Below are 16,554 nucleotides of genomic sequence, written 5' to 3' on the forward strand. Positions count from 1 at the left end.
GCTCATGGTGGCGGCGACGCTCGTGCCCCTGGGCTACATCGTGTCCACCCTGGTCTCCACCGGCGTGCACGAGACCGCCGAGCTCGTCTTCCGGCCGCGCGTGGCCGAATTGCTGCGCAACACCGCCGAATTGGTGGTCCTCACCGTGCCGATCAGCGTCACGCTCGGCGTCGGGCTGGCCTGGATCGTGGAACGCACCGACGTGCCGGGCGCGACCTGGTGGGGACCGGCCTTCGCCGCGCCCCTGGCGGTTCCGGCCTTCGTCAACAGCTACGGCTGGGTCAGCGCCATTCCCTCGCTGCACGGACTGTGGGCGGGCGTGCTCGTCGCCACCGTCTCCTACTTCCCGCTGGTGTACCTGCCCGCCGCGGCCACCCTGCGCCGGCTCGACCCGGCCGTGGAGGAATCGGCCCGGGCCCTGGGCTCGGGACCGTTCGCCGTCTTCGCGCGGGTGGTGCTGCCGCAGCTCCGGCTCGCGATTCTCGGTGGCGGACTGCTGATCTCGCTGCACCTGCTCGCCGAGTACGGCGCCTTCGCCATGATCCGGTTCGACACCTTCACCACCGCTATCTTCCAGCAGTACCAGTCCAGCTTCGCCGGGGCCGCGGGCAGCACCCTGTCCGGCGTACTGGTGGTGCTGTGCCTGGTGCTGCTCGCCGCCGAGGCCGGGGTGCGCGGGCGGGCCCGCTACGCGCGGATCGGCGGCGGCGCGCAGCGCGGCGTCCACCGGATCCGCCTGGGGCTGGGCCGGATTCCCATGCTCCTGGTGTTGTTCGGGGCGCTCGCGGCCACGCTGGGCGTGCCGCTGTGGACCATCGGGCGCTGGCTGAAGATCGGCGGCTCGGCGGTGTGGAACACCGTCGACATCGGCGAATCCCTGGGCCAGACCATCGGTCTGGCCGCCACCGCCGCGGTGATCACCACCCTGTGCGCCTTCCCGGTCGCGTGGGTCGCGGTCCGGTCCACCTCGCGGTTCGCGCGAATCATCGAGGGCGCCAACTACATCACCAGTTCGCTGCCGGGCATCGTGATCGCGCTGGCCCTGGTGACCGTGTCGATCCGCTGGCTGCCCGTCTTCTATCAGACCGCCGCCACCATCCTGGCCGCCTACACTCTGATGTTCCTGCCGCGCGCCCTGGTCAGCGTGCGCGCCGGGCTGGCCCAGGTGCCGATCGGGCTGGAGGAGGCGTCGCTGGCGCTCGGAAAGTCCCCGGCCGCCACGTTCTTCCGCGTCACCCTGCGCCTGACCGCGCCCGCCGCCGCGGCCGCCGCCGCCATGGTGTTCGTGGCCGTGGCCACCGAACTGACCGCCACCCTGCTGCTCGCTCCCAACGGCACCAACACCCTCGCCATGCAGTTCTGGCAGCTGTCGGGCGAACTGGACTACGCCGCCGCCGCGCCCTACGCGCTGATCATGATCATCGCCTCGGTGCCGGTCACCTATCTGCTGTTCACCCAATCCAGGAAGGCGGCGGGATTGTGAGTCGGCTTGTCGTAGACCAGGTTCGCAAGAGCTTCGGGCCGGGAGCGCCGGTCCTCGACGGCATCGGCCTCGACGTCGCCGACGGCACCGCCACCGCCGTCGTCGGCTCCTCCGGCTGCGGCAAGACCACCCTGCTGCGGGTGATCGCCGGATTCGAGCACCCCGACGCGGGCTCGGTCACCATCGGCGGGGAAACCGTCACCCGCGAAGGCTTCTCGCTGCCCGCGCATCGCCGCCGCATCGGTTATGTGGCGCAGGACGGCGCGCTGTTCCCGCACCTGACCGTGGGACAGAACATCGCCTACGGGCTGGGCGGCGGGTTCGGGGCGAGCCGCAAGCACCGGCAGCACGTGGCCGAACTCCTCGAAATGGTCTCGCTCGACCCGTCTTATGCGGATCGGCGGCCGCACCAGCTCTCCGGCGGTCAGCAGCAGCGCGTCGCGCTGGCCCGGGCGCTGGCCCGCAAACCCGCCCTCATACTGCTCGACGAACCCTTCAGCGCCCTCGACACCGGACTGCGCGCCGCCACCCGCCAGGCCGTCGCCGAAACCCTGCGCGCCGCGGGCATGACCAGCATCCTGGTCACCCACGATCAGGAGGAGGCGCTGTCCTTCGCCGATCAGGTGGCCGTCATGTGCTCGGGCCGCTTCACCCAGGTCGGCACCCCGGAACAGGTGTACGCCGAGCCCGCGGACCTGTTCACCGCCGGATTCCTCGGCGACACCGTGCTGCTCGACGCCAGCATCGGGCCGGTGACCGCCGAGACCCTGCTGGGCCGGATCCCCGTGCAGGCCGACGCCCCGACCGGGCAGGGCGCGATCATGCTGCGCCCCGAACAGCTGCTGGCCCACGCCACCGCCGCCGACGACGCCGGGAGCGCCACCGTGCGCGCCCTCGAATTCCGCGGCGCGGACGTCATGCTCACCCTCGACCTCGACGGCTCCCCGGAACCGATCCAGGTACGCCGGGTCAGTGTCGGCGCGCCCGCGGTCGGCGACCGGGTCGACCTCGAAGTCCTCGGCGCGGCCGTCGCTTTCACCTCCGAGCAGTGCGCCGCCGCCGGTCACGCACCCCGCAACGGCGCCGCGCCCGGCGTGTTCACGGTGCCGGACGCCGTTTCCGCGGTCTGATCACACGGGCACGGGGTCGACTCACACCGGGCACCGGGTCGACGGAATGTGACCGAATGGTCTGGGAAGCACCTATATTGGCGCGGAAGCCGAATCATCGGCTCGAGGCCGAAGGAGACCCGGTGCGCCGCACGCTGATCGTCATGTCCGCCCTCGCCGCCGCGTGCGCGCTCGCCCCGCAGGCAGGCGCCGAACCGGCCGCCGATCCGGCGCTGAAGGTGCAGGCGGTCTTCGGAACCGAACAGTTCCCCATGGCGGGCGTGGCCGCCGACATCGCGCCCTGCGGCGGCGGCGCGAGCCTGGCCACCATCACCACCGGCGCCGACGGCTCGGCCGTCTACCCGGGCGCGCCGGGCTGCTACCGGGTTCAGGTCGCCGCGCCCATCGGCTGCATGCTCGACGGCGATTCCGCGCTCGAGGTCACCTCGGTGCCGGGCATCACCCCGCTCGCGACCTTCCGCTTCCGCTGCGCCTGAACCGGCTCGCGCGAACCGCACCCCCGCTCCCACGCGCTTCGTGTGATCGCCGTCCCGTGTGACCGACTCCACATCCCGGAATGCACACTGCGCAGGGCTGTTAGCCTCGGTCACACATAGCTGCTCGACATCGCCGTACGCGGAAGGCGTCGCATCACCGAGGGAGTAGGTGACACATGGGCGCGAGGTTCGCGCTGGCACACCAGGCCGGCATGGCCGCACCCCTGTCGATCCGGCGCTACGCGGTGACGATCGAGACGCTCGCGGCCCTGCTCGGCGCGGCCGTGGCGGGACTGCTGCTGATGGCCCCCCTCGATCTCGGCGGCGCCACCGCCGGACCGGTCCTGCAATTGGATCTGCTCGTCCTCAATATGCCGCGTGCCGCGGCGGCCGGCGCCGCGCTGGCCGTGGTGTCGGCGGCCCTGGTGGTCGCGCTCGGCAGACGCAGCGCCTGGATCACCGCCTGCGGCAGCGCGGTCATGCTGCTGGTCGACCAGTTCTGGAACCGGGGCGCGCCGACCATGGACAGCCTCACCACCGCCAATTACATCGACTCCATCTTCGCGGGCATCCTGCTCGGCGCGCTCGCCGTCGCGGTCTTCGGCAAGCCGCTCGCGACCGCGGCCTTCCTCATCGGCGCGCTCGGCTCGATCCTGATCGGGGACCAGACCTCGCTGCCACCCGCCGACGGCGGCAGCAACCCGCTCATCCAATTGGCCTCGGTCGGAACGCCGCCCGTGTGGCTGCTGCTGCTCACCGCCGCGCTGCTGGCCGCGGGAATCGCGCTGCAACAGTCCGATCCGGTGACCGAGCAGGAGACCACCGACCTGGCCATCGGCACCATCCTGTCCGCGCTCGTGGTGATCACCGCGACCGTGCTGTCGACGGAACGGTTCGTGCGCCACGCCGGGACGTTCGTGCAGATCGGCGCGGCCGTCGCCGTCACCGTCGGCGCGGCCGTCCTGGCCGCCCTGTTGCTGCCGGGCCGCGAGGGCACGCTGGTGCTGCTGGCGGTCGCGGTGGCCAATGCGGGCAGCGCGATCATCGCCGTGCCGCGGCCGGATTGGACCGCGCCGTTCCCGGTGCTGGCCCTGCTGGCCGGACTGGTCGCCGGACGGTCGCGGCGCTCCCCGTGGCTCGCGTTGGCGGTGACCGGGGCGCTGGCCGTCTTCGCGGCGGGCACCGCGGACCTGGCCCATCAGTACTCGGTGATCCCGGTGCTCGGCGTCGTGGCCACCGGATTCGCCATCGGCTGCTGCTTCGGCGCGGCCGTGCCGAAGTCCGCCGGCAGCGCGGTGGTGGCCATCGCGGTGCTGATCGTGCCCTGCCTGGTGGTGGCGCTGCGCGGCAGCGACTTCGGCCGGGTCGCGTATTCGCCGCGCTGGTACCGGGATCCGAGCGGCGTGGTCTCGGCGGCGCCCGGGTGGGCGGCGCTGGTCGTCACCCTCGGCTGCGCGGCCGGGGTGTATCTGCTGTGGCGGATCCGCCCGGCGCGCACCGCGCCCGCCGCGCCCCACGCCGATGAACCCCGGAAGGTCCTGCCCCGGGGCTAATCTGGCCGCATGGCCGACACATCACCGGTGGACCCGACCATCGCTCTCCTGACCCGGGCGATCACCCAGACCGGCGAGGTCATCGCCGCCGTCACCCCGGACCAGGCCGACCAGCCCACCCCGTGCGCGGACTGGACCGTGCGGGAGCTGGCGACCCACCTGATCGGTCAGATCCTGCGCGACTTCCGCATCGCCGCCCGCGGCGACATGCCCGAGTGGGGAGCCCCGCCCGACGAGGTCGGCACGGACTGGTCCGCCGAATTCCAGACCCGCGCGCGAGCCCTGCTCGACGAGTGGCGGGCCGCCGACCTGGACCGGCCGGTGCCCGGCCTGGGCGGGGAGGCCCCGCTGCGCGGCCGCGTCGACCAGCAGATCGCCGAATTCGCCACGCACACCTGGGATCTCGCCCGCGCCACCGGCCAGGACCGGGTCTTGGACCCGGAACTCGCCGAATACGGCCTGGCCTGGTCGCATCGGGTCCTGAAACCCGAATTCCGGGGCCCGGGAAAGGCTTTCGGCCCGGAGATGCCGATCGCCGCCGACGCCCCCGCGTACGACCGCCTCGCCGCCTGGTTCGGCCGCGACCCGGCCTGGACGCCGTCGGCCTGAGCTCAGCGCCCGAAGCGCCGATTCACCCAGCCCAGTGCGTCATCGAACGACGCGTCGAGCACGCCGCGGTGATCCACCCCCGTGTAGGCGTGGTACTCCACCGGCTGCCCGCTCGCGCGCTGCTGCACCACCATGGCCTCGGTGCCCGGGGCGGGTACGGTCGTGTCGGCGTGGCCCTGCAACACCAGCAGCGGCTGGGTGAACGACAGGGCGGTGGGGTCGTTCTCGTCCAGCACGCGGATCAGCGCGGCGGTGTCCCCGTCGCGCCGGAAAACGTCGTCGGAGTTCAGTCCGCCCCACGAATCCGGTTGCCGCAGTTGACCGATGCACCGGTTGTCGGCCTGATCCAGCATGGATTGCGCACGCGCCGTGAGGAATCGAAAGGGATCCACCTCGGCCACCGTCTGCGCGCCGCGAATGATCAACGGCAGGAACGACACCGCGCCGCCGGTGAGCGGGGCCAGCGCCCCCGCCACGCCCGCGGTGGTGGCCAGCTGCGAGGCCTGCAAACCGATGCCCTGGTGTGAGGCCGGGGCGAGCGCCACCGCGCCCAGCAATTGCAGGTCCGGCGCCCACTGCTGAGCCTGCGCGTCGGTGAACACGGCCGCCTGCCCGCCCTGGGAATGCCCGACCGCCACCCAGCGCGTCCCGATATCGGGGTCGATCTGCCGTGCGGCCCTGGCCATATCGGTGACGGCGCGCTGCTCGGCGGTGCCGATCAGATAGCCGTGCGGCCCGGGCGTGCCCAGCCCCTGATAGTCGGTCTGCGCGACCGCGTACCCGGCCGCCACCCAGCGCTCCTGCACCCGCCGCACCATCGAGGTGTAGTCGTGGGCCGGGAAGTCGGGGGAGGTGTCCTGGGAGGGCGCGCACGCGTCGGCGACCCCGGTGGTGCCGTGCGCCCAGGAGATCAACGGCCAGCCGCCGGGCGGCGGCGTGCTGTCGGGCACCGCGAGCGTGCCGGTGACCGCGACCGGATCGCCCTGCATATCGATCGAGCGGTACATCAGCAGATAGTTACGTGCCCCGGCGAGCGCGGGATCGCCTGTGAGCGGCCGGATCTGGATCACCGAACCGTGGGTCCCGGGAATCCGGTCGGCGGCCGGGTCGTAGAACGACGCGAGGGTCGTCTCTTCCGTCCGGACGGGTGTGGCGGTGGCCGATGCGGCCAGGATCGAGCCGCTGACGGTGGCCGCGAGCAGCGGGAACAAGCGGCGGAACCCGGGGCGCGAGGCGCGCCGCGACCGCTGTCCTGGACGGGCGCTCTCGTTCTCCGGCACCTCTCAGAAGATACCGGCGTGCACGTGTTTCACTCGGCAAGGCAGGGCCGACCGATCTGCCCGGAACGCGCTCGCGGTGTCCGGCTGCCTCCTGCGCAACCGGACACCGCGATGCACAGCTCTACCTTCCCGCCCAGGGCCGTGAATCGGAATACCGATCCGTCACGATGGCACGATAAGTCAGACATCTGGTTCGGCTGTCCCGGTGCGCGAACGACAGCCGCGCGAACGACAAAGGCCCCGACCGTCATTGACGGTCGGGGCCTTTGGTGGTGCCCTCGGCAGGAATCGAACCTGCGGCCTTCTGCTCCGGAGGCAGACGCTCTATCCCCTGAGCTACGAGGGCGGGGATGGTCCCGTCCGGTCTCCCGGTCGGGCGGGGAAAGCGTATCGCATCGGCTGCGCTGCGCCAAAAACCGATGCGGACCGGGCGTTTCTATCCACCCGGTCCGCCGGTCCTCAGTTCATCGGCAGCGGTGCGACCTTGCGTTCGGCGAGCATCTGCGTCATCAGATCGGCCTCACCCTGCTGGGTTTTGGCCATACTCTCCGCCAGCGACCGCACCGCGTCGGTGTCGGCGCGCTGTTCCGCGTACTCGATCATGGGCATGCCGCCCTGATGGTGGCGCAGCATGAGCTGCAGGAACAGTGCGTCCTGGGCCGGACCGGTGGCCTGGCCGAGCGCGGCCATCTCCTGATCCGAGGCCATGCCGGGCATGGTCTGCACCGCGCCGGCGTGCATGGCCGTGCCCGAATGCTGGTGCGCCGACATGTCGGTCATCCAGCCCATATAGCCCTCGGGGGAGATGAGCGGCTTGTCCCACAGCTGCAGCCAACCCTGCATGCGCCCGGCCTGATTGGCCTGCGTGGTCAGGATGTCGTAGGCCAGGCGCTTCACCGCCGGGTCGGCCGACCCGGTCAGCGCCAGACTCGACATCTGCACCGCCTGCGTGTGGTGCACCGACATGTCCTGGGAGAAGCCGACATCCACGGCGCCGGGCGTTTCGGTCTGATGCCGCAGCGGATTGCCGACCAGGATTCCGGCCAGGAAACCGACGAGCAGCACCCCGACCACGCCGAGGATCGCCAGCAGCTGCCGCTGGTTGCGGCGCGGCTGCTGGTCGGGTTCGGCGGCGGGATCCGGCTCGGAGCTGCGATCGGGAACGTCGGCCATGAACGGCGGCACTATTGGGTCGGAGCCGGCTGCTCCGGCTGCGTCGGGCCGTCGGTCGGGGCCGGGATGGTCGGGATGCCGCCGGGCAGGCCGGCGTCGGTCGGCAGACCCGGGGTGCCCTCGGGCAGGCTCGGGATACCGCCGGGGAAGGCGGGGATGCCGCCGGGCATGCCCGGGGTGCCGCCGGTCTCGTTCTGCGCCTTGGTCGCGCCGGTGCCGTCCATCGGGACCGCGTCGGGGCCGGGGGCGCTCGGGTCGAAGGCCGGCGGGTCGTCGGTCTTGAAGGTCGGGTTCGCGCAGTCCGCGCCGACCTCGGGGTAGGCGTACTGGTTCAGCCGCAGCGCGGTGATGAACTGGGTGACGCGCTTGTCATCGGCGCTGTCCAGCTTGAGCTGGTGACCCCACGACTGCAGCGAGATGGCCGAATCCAGGCCCGGGTACGGCGACATCAGGGTGTACGGCTTGCCCTTGACCTTGGCCGACAGCGTGTCGACGCCCGCCTTGTCGAGCTTGTCCGGGTTGTAGGCGATCCAGATCGCACCGTGCTCGAGCGAGTGCACCGCGTTCTCGGTGCGGATCGCCTTCGGGTACACCACGCCGGTGCACGCCGCCCACGAGCTGTCGTGCGGGCCGCCGAAGGGCGGGGCCTGGTCGTAGGCCACCCGCTGGGTCGCGGAGATGTGCAGGCCCGCCGCGTAGTCCTTCTTCACCACGCCGGAGATCTGATCCGAGGGATCCTTCTTCTGCGCGGACGGCGTGTACTTGCTCTGCTCCTGCTTGTCCTGGATCTTCGGCACGAGCACCCAGGCGATGCCGCCGATCAGGGCGAGGACGCAGACGACGGCGCCGATCATGAGCCACGGGATCTGGCGCTTACCGCCCAGTCCGCCGCCACCGCCCTTGCGGGACGACCCGGCGGACTTGCCCGCGGCCTTGATGGCCTTGGCCGATTTGGCACTGGTCTTGCTCGGCATGCTTGTTGTGCTCTTTTCGACGTGTCGGACAATCAAACGACGCGGCCGCATCGTTTGCTGGGCACCTGCCCGGTGGTGCCCGCTCGCGGCGTTCACCTGCTCAGACCATAGGATAGTGACTCGTGACTCCAGCTGACCTTGCAGATCTCCTTCGTGCTACCGCGGCGAAGGTACTTGTCGAACGTGGATCCGACCCTGCGGTCCTGCCCGACGAGGTCAAGGTGGAGCGTCCCCGCAACCCCGAGCACGGTGACTATGCCACGAATGTGGCCATGCAGGTAGGCAAGAAGGCGGGAATGAACCCGCGCGATTTCGCCACCCTGCTCGCCGAGGCGCTGACCGCCGCCGAGGGCATCGAGGTCGCCGAAGTCGCGGGACCCGGCTTTTTGAACATCCGCCTGGCCAAGGCCGCGCAGGGCGCGATCGTGGAGAAGATCCTGGAGGCGGGCGCGAACTTCGGCACCGCGGACGCCATGGGCGGCACCAGGATCAACCTGGAGTTCGTCTCCGCCAACCCCACCGGCCCCATCCACCTGGGCGGCACCCGCTGGGCCTCGGTCGGCGACGCGCTCGGCCGCATCCTGGCCGCGCAGGGCGCCGACGTCACCCGCGAGTACTACTTCAACGACCACGGCGCGCAGATCGACCGCTTCGCCAACTCGCTGGTCGCCGCCGCGCTGGGGCAGCCGACCCCCGAGGACGGCTACGCGGGCGACTACATCAACGACATCGCCGACACCGTGGTCAAGACCAACCCGGGCGTGCTGGAACTCCCGGAGACCGAGCGCCACGAGCTGTTCCGCCGCGAGGGCGTCGAGCTGATGTTCGCGCACATCAAGAAGACGCTGCACGAATTCGGCACCGACTTCGACGTGTACTTCAACGAGAGCTCGCTGTTCGCCTCCGGCGCGGTGGAGAAGGCCCTCGACGAGCTCAAGGCGTCGGGCAACCTGTACGAGAAGGACGGCGCCTGGTGGATCGCCTCCACCGAGTACGGCGACGACAAGGACCGCGTCGTCATCAAGAGCGACGGCAAGTCCGCCTACATCGGCGGTGACATCGCCTACTTCCAGAACAAGCGCTCGCGCGGCTTCGACCTGTGCATCTACATGCTGGGCGCCGACCACCACGGCTACATCGGCCGCCTGAAGGCCGCCGCCGCGGCGTTCGGCGACAACCCCGACACCGTCGAGGTGCTCATCGGCCAGATGGTGAACCTGGTGAAAGACGGTGCGGCCGTCCGCATGTCCAAGCGCGCGGGCACCGTCGTCACCCTCGACGACCTGGTCGAGCAGATCGGCGTCGACGCCGCCCGCTACTCGCTGGTGCGCTCTTCGGTGAACTCCAGCATCGACATCGACCTGGACCTGTGGACCCGCCAGGACAGCGAGAACCCGGTCTACTACGTGCAATACGCGCACGCCCGCACCAACCAGATCATCGGCAACTCCGCCGCGTTCGACTACGCCTCGGTCGCACCGGATTTCGCGCTTCTCACCGATGACCGCGAGGGCGAGCTGATCCGCACCCTCGGCGAGTACCCGCGCGTGGTGGCCACCGCCGCCGACATGCGCGAGCCGCACCGCGTCGTCCGCTACCTCGAGGAGCTGGCCGGCGCGTACCACCCCTTCCAGTCCGACAAGACGCTGCGCGTGATCCCGCAGGGCGACGATGAGGTCACCCCGCTCAACGCCGCTCGTCTCGAGCTGGTCAAAGCCACCCGTCAGGTTCTCGCCAACGGCCTCGGCCTGCTAGGCGTCAGTGCTCCGGAGCGTATGTAGATGAGTGCCCACCCCGCCGGTCCCCGCCACGCGGACATTCCGCACGCGCCCACCCTGGCCGAGCGCCCCAGCGCGCCCGCCCAGATGATCGAGCTGCCCGCGAACGTGTGGCCGCGCAACGCCTCCCGCGACGCCGACGGCGTGGTGCGGCTGGCCGGTGTCCCGGTGCACGAGCTGGCCGCCGAATTCGGCACCCCGCTGTTCGTCATCGACGAGGACGACTTCCGGTCGCGCTGCCGCGACATGGTCCGCGCCTTCGGTGACGGCGCGCGAGTCCACTACGCCTCCAAGGCGTTCCTGTGCGGCGAGATCGCCCGCTGGATCCGCGACGAGGGCCTGCACCTGGATGTCTGCTCCGGCGGCGAGCTCGCGGTGGCGCTGCACGCCGGCTTCCCGGCCGAGCGAATCGCGCTGCACGGCAACAACAAATCGGTGGCCGAGCTGGAGATGGCGGTCGAGGCGGGCGTCGGCGACGTGGTCGTCGACTCGCTGATCGAGATCGAGCGGCTGGAAGCTGTCGCCAAGCGCGCGGGCAAGGTCGTCGACGTGCTGGTGCGCGTCACCGTCGGCGTGGAAGCCCACACCCACGAGTACATCTCGACCGCGCACGAGGATCAGAAGTTCGGCTTCTCCATCGCGGGCGGCGACGCCATGCAGGCCATCGCGCGGGTCTTCGAATCCGACAACCTGCGCCTGCTCGGCCTGCACTCGCACATCGGCTCGCAGATCTTCGAGATCGACGGCTTCGAGATCTCCACCCGCCGCATGCTGGGCCTGCTGCGCGAGGTCGCCGACAAGTTCGGCACGGAACGCGCCGAGCAGATGCGGATCCTGGATCTCGGTGGCGGCCTGGGCATCTCGTACCTGCCGCACGAGGATCCGCCCGCCCTGGACGGCTTCGCCGCCAACCTGCGCCGCATCGTGGCCGAGGAGGCCGAGCGCGCCGGGCTGCCGATGCCGACCATCGCTGTCGAGCCGGGCCGCGCCATCGCCGGTCCCGGCACCGTCACCCTCTACGAGGTGGGCACCATCAAAGATGTTGTGCTCGACGGCGGCAATCGCCGACGCTATGTGAGCGTCGACGGCGGCATGAGCGACAACATTCGTCCGGCCCTGTACCAGGCCGAATACGACTGCCGGCTGGTCTCGCGGTCCAGCGAGGCCGGTCCGGTGGTGGCCCGAGTGGTCGGAAAGCATTGCGAGAGTGGGGATATCGTCATCCGCGATACCTGGCTCCCGGCCGATGTGGGCCCGGGCGACCTGGTGGCGGTGGCCGCGACCGGCGCGTACTGCTACTCGATGTCGAGCCGTTACAACATGCTCACCCGGCCACCGGTGGTCGCGGTGCGAGACGGCAAGGCGCGCTTGATCCTCCGCCGTGAAACGGTGGAGGACCTACTCAGCTTGGAGGTGCAACGATGACAGCTTCGCGGAGCGATTCCGTTGGGGGTGGCGGTGGGGCGACGGGTGGGCCCGAGGTAGCGAACAACGCTGCGAAGAACGGCGTGTGGGGATCGGATCACCCGATCGGTGTCGCGGTCCTCGGCATGGGCACGGTCGGCACCGAGGTGGTCCGCATCATTCGTGACCACGCCGACGACCTGTGCAACCGTGTCGGCGCCCCCGTCGTGCTGCGCGGCGTCGCGGTGCGGGACCTGAGCAAGGACCGCGGCCTGTCCGCCGACCTGCTCACCACCGACGCCGAGGCCCTGGTCACCCGCGACGACGTCGACATCGTCGTCGAGGTGATGGGCGGCATCGACCCGGCCCGCGCCCTCATCTCCGCGGCCCTGAACGCGGGCAAGTCCGTGGTCACCGCCAACAAGGCGCTGCTCGCGGACTACACCGGCGAGCTGGCCGCCGCGGCCGAGAACCACCGCGCCGACCTCTACTTCGAGGCCGCCGTCGCCGGCGCCATCCCGGTGGTCCGCCCGCTCATCCAGTCGCTGTCCGGCGACCGGGTGAATCGCGTGGTCGGCATCGTGAACGGCACCACCAACTTCATCCTCTCGGCCATGGCCGAGACCGGCGCCGACTACGACGACGTGCTGGCCGAGGCCACCCGCCTGGGCTACGCCGAGGCCGACCCGACCGCCGACGTCGAGGGCTACGACGCCGCCGCCAAGGCCGCGATCCTGGCCTCGGTCGCCTTCCACACCCGCGTCACCTCCGGCGACGTCTACCGTGAGGGCATCTCCAAGATCACCTCCGAGGACCTGGAGACCGCCGCGGCCGTGGGCTGCACGGTGAAGCTGCTGGCCATGGCCGAGCGCGTCACCGATGAGGGCGGCAAGGAGAAGATCTCCGTGCGCGTCTACCCGGCCCTGATCCCGCGCAAGCACCCCCTCGCGGCGGTCAGTGGCGCGTTCAACGCCGTGGTCGTGGAGGCCGAGAACGCCGGCCGCCTGATGTTCTACGGGCAGGGCGCCGGCGGCGCTCCCACCGCGTCGGCCGTGATGGGCGACCTGGTGATGGCGGCGCGCAACAAGTTCTACGGTGGCCGCGCACCGGGCGAATCGGTCTATGCTGAGCTGCCGATCGCCTCGATCGGCGACACCCCGACCCGCTACCACGTGAACATGCAGGTCGCCGACCGCACCGGTGTGCTCGAAGCGGTCGCCGGGGAATTCGCCAAGCACGGTGTGAGCATCTCGACGGTCCGCCAGGAGGGACACGACGAGGGTGCGCGCCTGGTTGTGGTGACCCACCACGCGCTGGAGTCCGCGCTGGCGGATACCGTTGCCGCATTGGCCGAACTGGACTCCGTCACGTCCGTGACCAGTGTTCTGAGATTGGAAGGCACCGAGGAATGAGTGCAACCGCACGCGCTGCTGCACCTGTGCACACGCCGTGGCCGGGTTTGATCGACGCGTATCGCGATCGTCTCGCGATTCCCGCCGACTGGAAGGCCGTCACTCTCTTCGAGGGCGGAACCCCGCTGGTGCCCGCACACCACCTGTCGGAACTGACCGGCTGCGAGGTGTACCTCAAGGTCGAGGGCGCGAACCCGACCGGTTCGTTCAAGGACCGTGGCATGACCATGGCCATGACCGACGCCAAGTACACCGGCAAGACCGCCGTGCTGTGCGCCTCCACCGGCAACACCTCGGCCTCGGCCGCGGCGTACGCCACCCGCGCCGGACTGCACTGCGCGGTGCTGATCCCGTCGGGCAAGATCGCCATGGGCAAGCTGGCCCAGGCGGTCATGCTGGGCGCGAAGATCATCCAGGTGGACGGCAACTTCGACGACTGCCTGGAGCTGGCCCGCAAGGTCACCTCCGACTTCCCCGAGGTCGGCCTGGTGAACTCGGTGAACCCGGCCCGCATCGAGGGCCAGAAGACCGCCGCCTTCGAGATCGCCGACGCGCTGGGCAAGGCCCCCGACGTGCACGTCCTCCCGGTCGGCAACGCGGGCAACATCACCGCGTACTGGAAGGGCTACAGCGAGTACTTCGCCGACGGCGTCACCACCTCGCGCCCGCGCATGCTGGGCGTGCAGGCCGCGGGCGCCGCGCCGCTGGTCAACGGCGCTCCGGTGTCGAACCCGGAGACCATCGCCACCGCGATCCGGATCGGCGCGCCCGCGTCGTGGAACGGTGCGATGAACGCCAAGGAGGAGTCGGGCGGCGCCTTCCGCGCGGCCACCGACGAGGAGATCCTCGCCGCGTACCGTCTGGTCGCGGCCACCGAGGGCGTCTTCGTGGAGCCCGCCTCCGCCGCGTCGGTCGCCGGTCTGCTGGCCGCGCGCGCCGAGGGTTGGCTGGATTCCGGCCTCACCGTGGTCTGCACCGTGACCGGCAACGGTCTCAAGGACCCGGACAACGCGCTCAAGGGGATGCCCGAGGTCAAGCCGATCGCGGTCGACCCGGTCGCCGTGGCCCACGAGCTCGAGCTGGCCTGAGTTGACCGCGCGCGACGCACAGCTTCGTTATCGAGCGGAGCGAGAGAACCATGACACAGCCGCTTCGCGGTCCGGCGGTGCCGAGCGTCAGCGAGGCTCCGGCGGGACGCGGACGCTGCCCGCCGGAATCTCCGTCACCGTGCGGGTTCCGGCGTCCAGCGCGAATCTGGGTCCGGGATTCGATTCCCTGGGAATCGCTCTGGGTCTCTACGACGAGATCACGGTGTCCACCACCGACACCGGCCTGACCATCCGGGTCGAGGGGGAGGGTGCCGATGACGTGCCCTGGGGCCCTTCGCATCTGGTGGTGCGCGCCATCGAACGCGGCCTGCAGGCCGCAGGTGTGTGGGCGGACGGCCTGGACGTGGTGTGCCGCAACGTGATTCCGCATTCGCGGGGCATGGGCTCGTCGGCTTCGGCGGTGGTCGGCGGTTTGGCCGCCGGCCGCGGCCTGGCCACGAAATTCGATGCCGGACTGGCCTACGGCGATGACGTGATGGTGCAGCTGGCCTCGGAATTCGAGGGCCACCCGGACAACGCGTCGGCCAGCATTCTGGGCGGGATCGTGGTGTCCTGGTCCGAAACCGAAGGTCTCGCAGCCGGAAACGGCACGGCGGAGCTGCACGGCCGCGTCTACCGCGCGGTGCGGCTGGAACCGCACGCCTCGCTGCGCCCGGTGGTGCTCATCCCCGAGGAGCGTTCCTCCACCGCGCACACTCGCGGTCTGCTCCCGGACACGGTGCCGCACGCCGACGCGGCCTTCAACGCCAGCCGGGCCGCGCTGGCGGTAGTCGCCTTGACGCAGCGCCCTGACCTGCTGATGCCCGCCACAGCCGACCGGCTACATCAGGGCTACCGCGCCTCGGCGCTGCCGCTCACCACGAAGTGGATCGAACGGCTGCGCGCGGCCGGCATTCCGGCTACCGTGTCGGGTGCAGGTCCGACCGTGTTGGCCTTCGCGACCAGCGAATTCCCCGAGGAACTGCGCGAACTCGCGATCGCCGACGGACTGCGCGTGCTCGAGCCCGGCATCGCCGACGGCGTCTTGGTGGATTGACAGCGCGCCTGCCTTGCCGATGCAAAAGGTGGGAGCTATCCTGAGCGAGTCCGTACATCGTGCGCGTCAGACGCCGGTGCTTCATCAGGGCAAATCGCTCCAGAGGCTCCTTGCTCGGGCTCGAGCTCGAGGCTCGAAACTTGGGGGTAGCCAGTCAACTGGAATGATCTCTCCCACCATTTGGCGAGCCCACCGGTCCGGCGGGACAGGCGATACGGCATCCGAGTCCGGCAGGAGTCCGGACTGCAGGAGGAACCCTCGAACTGGCACACGGCGGTCGAGGGAAGGAAAGGATTTCCGTGACAGATACGGACCTGCTCGCGACACCCGGGGTGGACAGTGATCCAGCGTCCTCGGGGAGCCGCGAAAGTGACTCCGGACAGATTTCGAAGATGAGCGAACAAACTGACGTCGCACGATCGGGGCTGACTGGAATGTTGTTGCCGCAGTTGCGTGCGCTTGCGGGAGAACTCGGTATCCGAGGCACTTCCGGGATGCGTAAGGGTGATCTCATCGCCGCTATCAAGGAGAACCAGGTCGGGGCCACCATCAAGGCGCCCGCGACCAGTGGTGGCAAGACCACGGGGAAGGCCAAGGGGAAGGCCGAGGACGCGTCGACCGGCGGGGAGTCCGTGTCGGCCGCCGACACCGAGTCCGTGAAGAAGTCCGCCCGGTCCGCCGATGCGGCGCCGGTCGAGGCGAAGGCCGACCGTGCCGAGAAGGCCGAGTCCCGCCAAAACGCTTCGGAGACGCGCGAATCCAAGGGCGCGGAGTCCCGTGAGGCCAAGCGCGAGGACGGCGAGACCGCCCGCGCCGAGGGTGGCGAGGACACTCGCGACGGCGGCCAGCGTGGCCGAGGCCGCCAGCGCCGGGGCCGCGAGCAGCGTGGCGCGGCCGACACGGCCGAGGCCCCCGCCGCCGACAAGGGCGAGCAGGAGGGCGGCGAGCGTCGCCGCGATCGCAGCCAGGGCGAGCGCGGTCAGGGCGAGCGCGGTCAGCGCGGCGACCAGGGCGAGCGCAACCAGAACGCCGGTCAGCAGAACGGCGCCGGTCGCAGCGACCGCAGCGACCGCGGTGGTGACGACGAAGAGGGCCGCGGCCGTCGGGGTCGCCGCTTCCGTGAGCGTCGCCGTGGGC

14 protein-coding genes and 1 tRNA gene are annotated in these 16,554 nt (G+C 70.5%); 11 read left to right on the forward strand and 4 right to left on the reverse strand.

The genetic code is table 11. The features are described from left to right. The 5 genes from ACFV4K_RS27635 to ACFV4K_RS27655 form a co-directional block, all read left to right on the forward strand. On the forward strand, positions 1 to 1,483 hold a 1,483-nt coding region (locus tag ACFV4K_RS27635; protein ID WP_379278816.1), incomplete at its 5' end, for an ABC transporter permease. Beyond that, complete coding sequence (locus tag ACFV4K_RS27640; RefSeq protein ID WP_379278818.1) at positions 1,480 to 2,613, forward strand: ABC transporter ATP-binding protein; 1,134 nt, start codon at positions 1,480 to 1,482, stop codon at positions 2,611 to 2,613. The genes ACFV4K_RS27635 and ACFV4K_RS27640, both read left to right, overlap by 4 nt. 122 nt (positions 2,614 to 2,735) lie before the next feature. After that, on the forward strand, positions 2,736 to 3,089 hold the full coding sequence (locus tag ACFV4K_RS27645) for a hypothetical protein (protein WP_357097764.1): 354 nt from the start codon (positions 2,736 to 2,738) through the stop codon (positions 3,087 to 3,089). A gap of 176 nt (positions 3,090 to 3,265) precedes the next feature. After that, the gene (locus ACFV4K_RS27650) at positions 3,266 to 4,642 is read left to right on the forward strand and encodes a hypothetical protein (RefSeq protein WP_379278820.1); all 1,377 of its coding nucleotides are present in this window, start codon (positions 3,266 to 3,268) and stop codon (positions 4,640 to 4,642) included. Between the two features lie 9 nt (positions 4,643 to 4,651). After that, entirely contained in the window at positions 4,652 to 5,251 is a 600-nt protein-coding gene (locus ACFV4K_RS27655) for a TIGR03086 family metal-binding protein (RefSeq protein WP_379278821.1), read from the forward strand. A gap of 2 nt (positions 5,252 to 5,253) precedes the next feature. Here the strand turns inward: ACFV4K_RS27655 and ACFV4K_RS27660 are convergent, their stop codons facing one another. The 4 genes from ACFV4K_RS27660 to ACFV4K_RS27675 form a co-directional block, all read right to left on the reverse strand. Further along, positions 5,254 to 6,531, reverse strand: coding sequence for an alpha/beta hydrolase family protein (locus ACFV4K_RS27660; RefSeq protein ID WP_379278823.1), 1,278 nt, complete (start codon positions 6,529 to 6,531; stop codon positions 5,254 to 5,256). Positions 6,532 to 6,801: 270 nt separating this feature from the next. Next, positions 6,802 to 6,877: transfer RNA gene (locus ACFV4K_RS27665), tRNA-Arg, on the reverse strand. A gap of 113 nt (positions 6,878 to 6,990) precedes the next feature. After that, entirely contained in the window at positions 6,991 to 7,704 is a 714-nt protein-coding gene (locus ACFV4K_RS27670) for a DUF305 domain-containing protein (protein WP_379278825.1), read from the reverse strand. 11 nt (positions 7,705 to 7,715) lie between these two features. After that, positions 7,716 to 8,678 (reverse strand): DUF3105 domain-containing protein, encoded by a 963-nt coding sequence (locus ACFV4K_RS27675; RefSeq protein WP_379278827.1) that lies wholly within the window; start codon positions 8,676 to 8,678, stop codon positions 7,716 to 7,718. 122 nt (positions 8,679 to 8,800) lie between these two features. Between ACFV4K_RS27675 and argS the strand changes: the two genes are divergently transcribed. The 6 genes from argS to ACFV4K_RS27705 form a co-directional block, all read left to right on the forward strand. Then, positions 8,801 to 10,459: an arginine--tRNA ligase gene (argS, locus tag ACFV4K_RS27680; protein WP_379278829.1), complete on the forward strand. Its 1,659-nt coding sequence runs from the start codon at positions 8,801 to 8,803 to the stop codon at positions 10,457 to 10,459. Then, positions 10,460 to 11,881, forward strand: a complete 1,422-nt coding sequence (lysA, locus tag ACFV4K_RS27685) for a diaminopimelate decarboxylase (protein ID WP_379278831.1) — start codon at positions 10,460 to 10,462, stop codon at positions 11,879 to 11,881. Continuing rightward, positions 11,878 to 13,272 (forward strand): homoserine dehydrogenase, encoded by a 1,395-nt coding sequence (locus tag ACFV4K_RS27690; RefSeq protein WP_379278833.1) that lies wholly within the window; start codon positions 11,878 to 11,880, stop codon positions 13,270 to 13,272. The genes lysA and ACFV4K_RS27690 overlap by 4 nt, the downstream gene beginning before the upstream one ends. Beyond that, a complete protein-coding gene (gene thrC, locus ACFV4K_RS27695; RefSeq protein ID WP_379278835.1) occupies positions 13,269 to 14,360 on the forward strand; it encodes a threonine synthase in 1,092 nt (363 codons plus the stop codon). Before ACFV4K_RS27690 ends, thrC begins: the two co-directional genes overlap by 4 nt. Positions 14,361 to 14,499: 139 nt before the next feature. Continuing rightward, positions 14,500 to 15,417, forward strand: a complete 918-nt coding sequence (thrB, locus tag ACFV4K_RS27700; RefSeq protein ID WP_379278836.1) for a homoserine kinase — start codon at positions 14,500 to 14,502, stop codon at positions 15,415 to 15,417. A 332-nt stretch (positions 15,418 to 15,749) separates the two neighbouring features. Then, positions 15,750 to 16,554 (forward strand): Rho termination factor N-terminal domain-containing protein (locus tag ACFV4K_RS27705; protein ID WP_379278838.1); only part of this gene is annotated, 805 nt, incomplete at its 3' end.

Origin of the sequence: Nocardia sp. NPDC059764 (genome assembly GCF_042732555.1) — a bacterium.
GTDB lineage: Bacteria > Actinomycetota > Actinomycetes > Mycobacteriales > Mycobacteriaceae > Nocardia.

What these genes read in the sequence shown, in the direction of transcription:
- thrC (WP_379278835.1), top strand. Translation starts at nt 13,269, where the DNA reads ATGAGTGCAACCGCACGCGCTGCTGCACCTGTGCACACGCCGTGGCCG.
- ACFV4K_RS27690 (WP_379278833.1), top strand. Translation starts at nt 11,878, where the DNA reads ATGACAGCTTCGCGGAGCGATTCCGTTGGGGGTGGCGGTGGGGCGACG.
- ACFV4K_RS27655 (WP_379278821.1), top strand. Translation starts at nt 4,652, where the DNA reads ATGGCCGACACATCACCGGTGGACCCGACCATCGCTCTCCTGACCCGG.
- ACFV4K_RS27675 (WP_379278827.1), bottom strand. Translation starts at nt 8,678, where the DNA reads ATGCCGAGCAAGACCAGTGCCAAATCGGCCAAGGCCATCAAGGCCGCG.
- lysA (WP_379278831.1), top strand. Translation starts at nt 10,460, where the DNA reads ATGAGTGCCCACCCCGCCGGTCCCCGCCACGCGGACATTCCGCACGCG.
- ACFV4K_RS27650 (WP_379278820.1), top strand. Translation starts at nt 3,266, where the DNA reads ATGGGCGCGAGGTTCGCGCTGGCACACCAGGCCGGCATGGCCGCACCC.
- ACFV4K_RS27670 (WP_379278825.1), bottom strand. Translation starts at nt 7,704, where the DNA reads ATGGCCGACGTTCCCGATCGCAGCTCCGAGCCGGATCCCGCCGCCGAA.